At 42.6% G+C, this 9061-nt stretch carries 13 protein-coding genes; 6 read left to right on the top strand and 7 right to left on the bottom strand.

Going from position 1 to position 9061, the window contains the following annotated elements; genetic code table 11:
- Positions 1-99: 99 nt before the first annotated feature.
- Positions 100-381 carry a type II toxin-antitoxin system YafQ family toxin gene (locus H6S82_RS09225; RefSeq protein WP_190473589.1) on the top strand — a complete coding sequence of 94 codons (282 nt, stop codon included), beginning with the start codon at positions 100-102 and terminating at the stop codon, positions 379-381.
- A gap of 23 nt (positions 382-404) precedes the next feature.
- Here the strand turns inward: H6S82_RS09225 and H6S82_RS09220 are convergent, their stop codons facing one another.
- Positions 405-1883, bottom strand: a complete 1479-nt coding sequence (locus tag H6S82_RS09220; RefSeq protein ID WP_190473591.1) for an amidohydrolase family protein — start codon at positions 1881-1883, stop codon at positions 405-407.
- A gap of 112 nt (positions 1884-1995) precedes the next feature.
- Here H6S82_RS09220 and H6S82_RS09215 point away from each other — a divergent pair, with 112 nt between their 5' ends.
- On the top strand, positions 1996-2790 hold the full coding sequence (locus H6S82_RS09215) for an aspartyl/asparaginyl beta-hydroxylase domain-containing protein (protein ID WP_190473593.1): 795 nt from the start codon (positions 1996-1998) through the stop codon (positions 2788-2790).
- Between the two features lie 51 nt (positions 2791-2841).
- Positions 2842-3105 carry an AbrB/MazE/SpoVT family DNA-binding domain-containing protein gene (locus H6S82_RS09210; RefSeq protein WP_190473595.1) on the top strand — a complete coding sequence of 88 codons (264 nt, stop codon included), beginning with the start codon at positions 2842-2844 and terminating at the stop codon, positions 3103-3105.
- A 76-nt stretch (positions 3106-3181) separates the two neighbouring features.
- Here the strand turns inward: H6S82_RS09210 and H6S82_RS09205 are convergent, their stop codons facing one another.
- Both H6S82_RS09205 and H6S82_RS09200 read right to left on the bottom strand, forming a co-directional pair.
- The gene (locus H6S82_RS09205) at positions 3182-3439 is read right to left on the bottom strand and encodes a type II toxin-antitoxin system Phd/YefM family antitoxin (protein ID WP_190473598.1); all 258 of its coding nucleotides are present in this window, start codon (positions 3437-3439) and stop codon (positions 3182-3184) included.
- Positions 3436-3744 (bottom strand): type II toxin-antitoxin system RelE/ParE family toxin, encoded by a 309-nt coding sequence (locus H6S82_RS09200; protein ID WP_190473600.1) that lies wholly within the window; start codon positions 3742-3744, stop codon positions 3436-3438. The genes H6S82_RS09205 and H6S82_RS09200 overlap by 4 nt, the downstream gene beginning before the upstream one ends.
- Positions 3745-4021: 277 nt before the next feature.
- Between H6S82_RS09200 and H6S82_RS09195 the strand changes: the two genes are divergently transcribed.
- Entirely contained in the window at positions 4022-5731 is a 1710-nt protein-coding gene (locus tag H6S82_RS09195) for an FAD-dependent oxidoreductase (RefSeq protein WP_190473602.1), read from the top strand.
- Positions 5732-5915: 184 nt separating this feature from the next.
- Here the strand turns inward: H6S82_RS09195 and H6S82_RS09190 are convergent, their stop codons facing one another.
- The 3 genes from H6S82_RS09190 to asnS are packed head-to-tail and all read right to left on the bottom strand — an operon-like array spanning position 5916 to position 7745.
- A complete protein-coding gene (locus H6S82_RS09190; protein ID WP_190473604.1) occupies positions 5916-6074 on the bottom strand; it encodes a hypothetical protein in 159 nt (52 codons plus the stop codon).
- Between the two features lie 4 nt (positions 6075-6078).
- Positions 6079-6345 carry a DUF5678 domain-containing protein gene (locus tag H6S82_RS09185; protein WP_190473606.1) on the bottom strand — a complete coding sequence of 89 codons (267 nt, stop codon included), beginning with the start codon at positions 6343-6345 and terminating at the stop codon, positions 6079-6081.
- A gap of 11 nt (positions 6346-6356) precedes the next feature.
- Positions 6357-7745, bottom strand: a complete 1389-nt coding sequence (gene asnS / locus H6S82_RS09180) for an asparagine--tRNA ligase (RefSeq protein ID WP_190473608.1) — start codon at positions 7743-7745, stop codon at positions 6357-6359.
- 92 nt (positions 7746-7837) lie between these two features.
- On the opposite strand from asnS, the gene H6S82_RS09175 reads away from it, so the two are divergent.
- Complete coding sequence (locus H6S82_RS09175) at positions 7838-8278, top strand: NUDIX domain-containing protein (RefSeq protein ID WP_191056165.1); 441 nt, start codon at positions 7838-7840, stop codon at positions 8276-8278.
- A 3-nt stretch (positions 8279-8281) separates the two neighbouring features.
- On the opposite strand, the gene H6S82_RS09170 is transcribed toward H6S82_RS09175, so the two are convergent.
- A complete protein-coding gene (locus H6S82_RS09170; RefSeq protein ID WP_190473613.1) occupies positions 8282-8662 on the bottom strand; it encodes a DUF2203 domain-containing protein in 381 nt (126 codons plus the stop codon).
- Between the two features lie 37 nt (positions 8663-8699).
- On the opposite strand from H6S82_RS09170, the gene H6S82_RS09165 reads away from it, so the two are divergent.
- Entirely contained in the window at positions 8700-8990 is a 291-nt protein-coding gene (locus H6S82_RS09165) for a DUF6439 family protein (RefSeq protein WP_190473615.1), read from the top strand.
- The last annotated feature ends 71 nt before the right edge of the window (positions 8991-9061 follow it).

The following is a 9061-nucleotide window of genomic DNA, read 5'->3' as shown; positions in this document are numbered from 1 at the left end:
TGAAATATTACAGGCGGTTGCAGAATCGCGTCAAGAGTATGCTGAAGGAAAAGTACGTAGTGGTTCGGTTGCGGATCTTTTAAAGGAGTTGGATAATTGATGCGATTGCTGTGGAGTTCGCGATTCATTCGAGATTTCAAACGCATATCGCGTCGAAATCCACAACTACGAATTCTGGTTGAAAGCACATTACAACAAATAGCTGAAGATCCGTTTCACTCTAGTTTAGGAACTCATAAACTCAAAGGAGATTTGTCTGGTACGTGGTCATGTTCTATTGATTATAGCAACCGGATAATATTTGAATTTGTACCGCATACAGAATCGCAAGAAGAAGCGATATTATTACATACCCTTGGTTCTCACGATGATGTTTACTGAGACGCGAGATAATAAGAAAAACCCTAAGTAGGTTGATTTCGCTTCAAATAACGCCCTTGCGGCGAACCTAATATCTGTCCGCGATCGTAAATCAAATCCCCCCGCAAGAACGTGCTTTTAACTCTTCCCGTTAACTCCATACCTTCAAAAGGAGTATAGCCTTGTTGGGAAAGCGATTCAGCAGCACGAACAACAAATGTTTCGTGGGGATCTACTAACACCAAATCGGCATCATATCCAACCGCAATATCGCCTTTTTGCAACACGCCAAATCTTTGCGCGGGATTCCAACAAAGTAGCTTGGCAATTTGGTTGTAAGACAGTCCGCGTTTGCTTCCTTCACTAATAACTCCGGAAAGCAAATATTCTGTACCGCCAAAACCAGATTTAGCTAACCAAATATTATCTGGATCTCTCAAACTCGCTTTTTGTTCTGCCGAACAGCAGGCGTGATCGCTGACAATCCAATCTATTTTATCCTGCAATACGGCATTCCATAAATATTCTACATCCTCTCTAGGTCGAATGGGAGGATTAACTTTTGCCCATTTACCTGTAGCAGCATTTACATCTAAAAGTAGATGACCGACTGTGACTTCTCGCTTAAAGTTAACATGGGGAAAAGTTGTTTGCATCATCAAAGCTGCTTCGACTGCTTTGCGGGAACTGAGATGCAACAAATTGATGTTGATACAGTTAGTTTCGTGCGCCAAATAAGAGGCAATACAGATTGCTAAACCTTCGGAGTGGGGAGGACGGGCAGCACTATAAGCAGTTAGTCCGGTGAGGGTGGAATCTTGCTGTACGATTTTGGTATAAGCATTGAGAATATCAGCCATTTCACAATGCAAACTCAGGCTGATTCTATCCTGCATCGTGGGGTATTTTTCGCGCAGTTTAGTCAACCCACGCATGATAAATTCAAAGTGAGCTAAATCGTAGCGATCGTCCTTATTAATCATTAGAAATAAATTCTGTTGGTCGGAAAGACCGTGCAAACCATAACCGCCATAAAACATAAAAATTTTGAAGGAAGCAACCCCATGTTCCTCGAATAACCACTGCATTTCATCGATATGTTGAGGACTAATTGGCGCGATATGATAGCCATAATCGACAAAAAAGTTGCCCTCTGATAAAGCGAGAACTTCTGGGAAAAAATCCTTGTAAGAACCACCTTTATTCAGGTAATACTGACCCGTGCGGATATAATTGAGGGTAGTGGTTACGCCCCCCATTGCGGCGGCTTGGCTTTCTGCGATCGCATCTCGATCGAGCGGTTGATAGATACCGATATGCGTATGGGCATCAACTACCCCTGGAAAACCAAGCAAGTTTTCCGCGTCGAACACCTCTTTTGCCGTCTCAGGGCTGATTTGCGGCGCAATTTGGGTAAATTTCCCATCCCTGATTCCTAAATCCAGGGACTCCACAGATGATGAATGGGGACGCACTACGCGGACATTTTTAATAATTCTATCCAGAACGGGAGTTTCAGACACAGAACCTCTTGCTAAGATCGGTTAAACTAATTATCGATCGGATTGTCTAAAATAAAACTTTTAGCTAGAAATTATAGCAGGTTAAATTAAAGTACAGCAAGGAGATAAGACAATGACAACTTTTAACGAGTATCATTTAGACCCCAAGCAATTTCCTTTTCTGGACAAGCTGCAAGAAAATTGGCAAGCCATTAGAGATGAGTTTACTTACTTTAATTCAAACGCTTCTGAGTCAGAGTTGCAGTTTGTTTTTGATGTGATGGGGCCGAAAAATAAAACGATTAAGACGAAAGGCAATTCCAAGTATAAGGCTTTTGGGGTGTTATTTCAAGGAATGCCGATCGAAAAATATATTCAATTTCATCAAATTGAATATCCTCAGTATGAATCAGAGGATGTATCGGCAAAAGCACAGGAATTAAGAGCGCGATATTTTCCCAAGTTAACTCAGGTTGTAGAAGAAACAAATTTAGACAATGACAATGTTATCAGAAATGTGTATTTCGGGACATTTATGCCAGGTCTGGATGTGAAACTTCATGTCAACTATAATCCGCATATGAATCGCGGCTATCTAGGATTAATTGTGCCGCCTGGAGATATAGCGATGAAAATATGCCACGATAAATTATATTGGCACGAAGGGGAATTTATGGTTTTAGATCACAGCTATCCTCACTGTCCGCATAATTACACCGATTACGAAAGAACTGTTTTGGTAGTTGATTTCTTTAAAACCGATAAGCCAAGAGAAGAAGTAATCAAGATCGAACAGGAATTAGTGAGCGATCGCCTGCAAGAAAATCCTTACAGCTTAGGTATTTTTGGCAAAAACGATAAAGCTAAAGAAGAAGATTTTATTACTTATGGTTTAAGTCATCAGTTGGAATGGGATAAGGCTATGTAAGAGATAGATAGCTTATCTGACAAATTTATTACTCGTTGAGATGTTTGTTCAATGGAAGTCACACGCTTATCAAATAGTGGTCAAGTCATTATTCCCAAAGCTTTGCGAGATGCTCATCGCTGGGAAGCAGGGCAAGAATTAATCGCAATTGATATGGGAGATGGCATTCTTTTAAAACCGAAAAATCCTTTTAGGGAAACTAAGTTAGAGAATGTGGCAGGGTGTTTGAAATATCAAGGAAAACCTAAAAGCATCGATGACTTAGAAGATGCTATTCGTCAGGGTGTAGAGGAGCAGTGGGATGATTGCAGTTGATACAAATATTGTTGTACGAATTTTAACACAAGACGATGAAGAACAATGTTGAGTAGAGACAAGCTGAAATTTTAACTTAAACACCATATTTTGCTCTCATTTCCTCCATACTAATACCTTTGCCTTCCCTCAAACTCTGACGTGCTTGTGCAACTTCTGCTTCAAAGCGCGGATCTCGTAATAACAACTCTTCCCACCAGTCTTCAGTATCCTCCAAACCAATTAAAATTCCCACAGGTTGTCCATCGCGAGTAATGATAACACTTTCTTTCTCAGCTATTTGCAGATAGCCTGAGAGGTCGTTTTTTATTTCTTCGATCGATACTTGTTTCATTCTTCTCTCCTACCATATTCGGCTAACCATTCCATCGCCTCAGATTTCTCCCTAATACAGAGAACTTCTACAGTTCCACTTTCATCAGTGTAGCTTACATCATAAAACACTCGCAGGTCATCAATCCGTAGCCTGTACTGAGGTCTTTCCATTTCTCGAAGTCTCTTGATACGGCTTTTACTGGTTTTCTGTGGTTCGTATCTGAGGTAGGTTTCAATTGCATCGAAGGCTTTAGCGCGATCGCTTGCTTTGAGTCTAGCGATATCTTCTTCGGCTTGTGGTGAAAAAATAATCTCGTATCTCACAGTAGCTTCTTTACAATTTAAACTATATGCTACACGGATCTATCTTACCTGAAGATATGATTTCCATTAATTCTTCATCGCCGATCGCATAGCACTTTGCCAACATTGTTTTATCCTCAAATTAAAGTTTATGCGTATTCATATACTTTAACACAAAATTTCCTCTTGCTGCTCATTTAATGTCCAGGATCTAAGATTAGCACAAAAATTTTCCCGATCGAATGACTTCGGCAATGTAAGTACTAAATATTGAACTAAAAATAGAGGTCATTCAACGATGACAAGCAACGAAGCTTTCTACGATGTCATCGGATTTGGTGACGAAATTCCTGGTGTATTTGCCGTTATATCTGCCGCCAGGGAATATCGCCGTCGTACTAAAAAATATCCGCGAGTGTTACTAATGTCCAAAGCTAATTTACAGCAAGGTATTGGCGGACATTTAGTCAGAGGAGGACTTGCTTATCTCGATCGCAGTCAAATTGATAAAAGTTTGCGAGACTCTTTAGGTTTAGATACCTTTGGTTCGCCTGCGGCAATTTACAAAGAATTTTTGCAGAAAGCTGGTGTTAGTATTGTGGGTCTCGACCCGCGCAAAGCTAATACAGTTCTCAAGCAGATGTTGAGCGAAGCTGGCGTGGCGCTCCTCAGCAATGTGGCTATTTCATCTGTCAATAAACAAGGTCAAAAAATTATCAGTATAACTACATCCAAAGGAACTATATATTATGGCAAACAATTTATCGATGCGACTGTGAATGCCGAATTAGCACAAGCTGCTGGTGTGAGCAAACTCAAAGGATTTGAAACCTTCGGTTTGCCGGAATCAGAACTTTGCGTCAGCGTGATTTTTGAAACACAGGGACTTAGCGTTAGAAGACTCAAAGAAATCGAATATAGCTATCTCAAACGCTTCACAAATATTGCCGATGTAGAATCACAAAAGTTTCTGCTACACGCTGCTGGTTATAATGCCAAACTTGCAGAACAACTCAGAAGCGAAATGGTGGAACCTAGAGGCAATCTTAAAGTTCTTTATGCTGGTCGAGATTATATTGATATCCGCTCTCCCGCTTTATCGGTAGCTTACCATTCATTCAGAGGAACTAAGTTATTTTTACCTGAAACTGGTGTAATTTTAGATGAGGGAAATATAGGAGTAATTTCTGACGATCGCCTTTCCTGGAACGCTCTCTTGTTTGACATCAAAGCTTCAGAAGCAGAAACTCTTGCCAGAAGTGGTGCTAAACCTACTTCTAAAATGTTACAAGAAATAACTTATGTCGAAAAATGGTTTAAGAGTCTCGGCGCTACTTCTGTTACTTCCGCATCTGAAGTGTACATCAGACACGCTGGCAATGTTACTGGCGTTGTCGAACCTCTCACTGGTACAAAAATGCTTCTAGGTGGCGTATCTCCCGCTGAAGCATTAGCTACATTTGCCTATCATTTTGATATGCGCGGCGGTATCCCAGGTATCAGTCCAAGAGCTATTGAAAATGGATGGTCGCAAGGTCTCAATTTTCAGATGCCTGTGTTTAATGTGGGGATTCAACACGCATTAATTAACCAGATTCGTAACTTGGCAGTTGTCAGTCCCGCTTCCGGTTTTGAAGGTTATGCAACTGCTGCTGGCAGAATAGTTGAATTTAACGCTGCTGTCGGTCAGGGTGTCGGCATAGCTACTATCATTGCTATTCAAAGTAATAGGAATTTGGCAGATATATCCAACTGGGAAGTTAGAAAAGTATTGCTTGAAACCGGTCAATTACCTCGCATTTTTGGGATTGCTAAAACTGCGGAAGCATTAAGAATGGGGCAATTAGAGAAGCTGCTAGCACCCAATCCGCAAGCTTTCATCGGTAGGAACAGCAAGCTCGACGAAAGCGATCGCATCGACAATGAAGACCAAGATAAGCTTTTGTCTCCCCTCAATTCTCAACTTCAAAAGTCAGAACTGCCTGCGCTTCTTGAAAGCAAACCCTAAATCGATCGAATATCCCCGTCTTTCCCAAAACGTTAAATTTCACCCCCAAATTAGCCGAAAATCCGACTGGACAAACAAACCGTTCTGTGCCTAACTGCACTTCCAAATCGTCCAAATAGATTGGCATCAAACTCCCAGTTCCCACTTGCAGATTAATTCGGTTTCCCGTCCGGTAATTTAACCCCTATTCATCAGCGATCTCAGCTTTGAGAATCGTATAAGTTGCCCCGGAATCCACATATACATTAATCGGAAACCAGGAAGTTTCCAACTTTATTCCGATGGGAATAATTGGCTGTAAACTTCCTTCTATCCGTTTGTATGGAAATCTGATTAGAGTCATAAAATTATCGAAAGGAAAGCAGGACGCCATCATGCCGATCGTCTGGATGCGGCACTTCTACCACTAATGGCATCACCAATCTTTTCTCTTTTAAGAAAGGACGGTATACGTCGCCATAGTCGTTTCCTACAGCAACAACTTCCCCATTTTCAATGGCAACCGTTTTGCCAGGGTACTTTTGGATCAGATCGTCGTAATGATCTGCTAACCATTGGTTATCTTTCTCCAAGATTCCTGCCAATTCCTCTACAGAAATTTCGCTCATACTCATCGTTTTTCCTCCTAAAATTCCACGCTTTGCGGCGCACGGGGGAAGGGAATCACATCCCGAATATTGCCCATTCCCGTCATAAATTGCACCAATCTTTCAAAGCCCAAACCAAACCCAGCGTGAGGAACTGTACCGAAGCGACGCAAATCTAAATACCACCATAAATCATTAGCATTTATTCCCATACTTTCAATGCGTCGCTGTAAAACATCCAAGCGTTCTTCCCGCTGGGAACCGCCAATTATTTCGCCTATTTTGGGAGCGAGAATATCCATCGCTCGCACTGTCTTTTCGTCGTCACTCAACCGCATATAAAAAGCTTTGATTTTGGCAGGATAATCGGTGACAATTACGGGCTTTTTAAACAACTCTTCAGCTAAGTAGCGCTCGTGTTCCGATTGCAAATCCAATCCCCAACTGACGGGATACTCAAATTTTTTGTCTGCCTTTTCCAAAAGTGCGATCGCATCTGTGTAAGTCAGCCGCGCAAACTCATTGTTGATAATATTCTCCGCCGTAGCCAAAACCGAATTATCAATCCGCTGATTGAAAAATTCCATATCTTCCGCGCAGTTATCCAACACATATTTAAATATGTATTTGAGAAACTCCTCCGCTAAATTCATATCTCCTGACAAATCGCAGAAAGCCATCTCAGGCTCTACCATCCAAAACTCTGCCAAGTGACGGGAAGTATTGGAATTTTCTGCCCTAAAAGTCGGCCCAAACGTATAAACATTCGTAAACGCCATCGCCATAACTTCAGCTTCCAACTGACCGCTGACAGTTAAATAAGCAGGGCGTCCAAAAAAGTCTTTACCGTAATCGATTGCTTGCTTTTCCGTGCGAGGAACATTATTTAAATCAAAATTGGTAACCGCGAACATTTCCCCTGCACCTTCGCAATCGCTAGCAGTAATAATGGGTGCGTGAACCCACATAAAACCGCGCTCTTGAAAAAACTTATGAATAGCCGTCGCACAAGCATTGCGAACGCGGAACACAGCGCCAAAAGAATTAGTGCGCGATCGCAAATGCCCAATTTCCCGCAAGAACTCAAACGAATGTCGTTTCTTCTGCAACGGATAAGTTTCCGGATCGGCTTCACCGTATACTGTTACCGCTGACGCCTTCAACTCGATCCGCTGTCCCTTCGCCGGAGAAGCCACCAGCACTCCCTCAACTTCCACAGATGCGCCAGTGTTCAGCTGCTTCAGCACTTTAGCATAATCTGGCAAATCGGGATTCAAGACTACTTGCAAGTTCGCCAAAGATGAGCCATCATTTACCTCAACAAAGGCAAACTCTTTCAATTCCCGCTTCGTGCGAACCCAGCCTTGAACTTTCACGGATTCATCGGGTTGGCCATTTTTGAGTACTTCAGCAATGCGTCGAGTCATATCGATTTTGGATTTGGGATTTGGGATTTTGGATTTAAAAATTAATTGCGGTCAACTTCTTTAGTTTACTAGGTATTTAAGGCATTAATCCTATGGAAAAAGATATTCGATTACGGATTAGCATACTCGGTTTATTCGTAAAATCTAACGCAGTGCTGATGATTCATAAAATGACAGGCCCACAACCCGACCTTTGGGACTTACCCGGTGGCGGACTGGAACCGGGTGAGCCGATGATGCAAGCGTTAGAGCGAGAAATTAGGGAAGAAACTGGTTTAACTGAATTTCGAGTCGAGGATCTTTTAACGATAGTGGAAAACTTTTTCCCTAATTGGCGAGGCAAACTGTTACATTCTTTAAGTATCATTTACAAATGCTCTGTTGAGGATGAGCCTGTTTTCAGCGCGACTGGGGATCGCGAAGTGGGATCGAAAGGAATTCAGTGGTTGCCAATTGCAAGTTTGACGATCGATACCTGTTCGACTCGCAGTTGGAAAGCTTTGCAAGCAGCTGGTGCGATCCCCAAAACATGAATGCTAACCACTGCAAGATTTCAGCAACCAACCGATCGCGATCCCGATCCCGCCAAAGCGCACAGCCATCCAAAAAGGCTCCTTCAAGCTACTCCAGGAGAACAAACTGCTTTCCAGATTAACTTCTAAGATTTCCAACTGCTGTTGAATTTGTTGCAATTCGGCTTTAAGTTGCGGGGATCGGTTTGTGCGGAGTTCTTGACGCACATCCTCGTAGCGATGTTTTAATTCAGCTTGTCGCTGTTTATCTTGTTGCACCTGAGCGTAGCGTTCCTGGAGCGCTTGGAGCGATCGCTCAACTTCCTCAAGTCCTTGCACAAATTCTCGTTCAAAGTCTGCCGACTCGTTTGGGGATCGCTGGGACGGTTCTCGATCGGGCTTCATAAAGTAGAGTAAGGGTAAATGCAAATGTGTTATCAGTATGCCCGAACCGACACAACTTCTTAAATCCGATCGGCTAAATGAATTTAGCACCCTAGAATTAGCTCAAGCGCTAATGGAACGGCTTGCCATCTCTAGTAACGACTGGCACCGTCTCAAATCTAACCGCAAAGCGCGTGCGAGCGAGCAAGTTGCCGCCGCCCTTGTCTTATTGCTCAAAGATAACCCAGAAGAAGCGCTATTGAGACTAAACCAAGCATCCGGCTGGCTCGATCGCTCAATATCAGCACCTCCGTGCCCTACGCACGGTCACAATGGCGATCGCCAGTAAGCGATCGACTGAACGGGGGAGTACAAGAAAATCTTTACTCACCACTTTTGGACTTTTGCACTTGCTCTGCC

The organism is Planktothrix sp. FACHB-1355 (genome assembly GCF_014748295.1).
In the GTDB taxonomy this organism is placed as follows: Bacteria; Cyanobacteriota; Cyanobacteriia; order Cyanobacteriales; family Aerosakkonemataceae; genus Aerosakkonema; species Aerosakkonema funiforme_A.
Note: the sequence above shows the minus strand (reverse complement) of the source record. Positions and strands in the feature narration are given on the sequence as shown.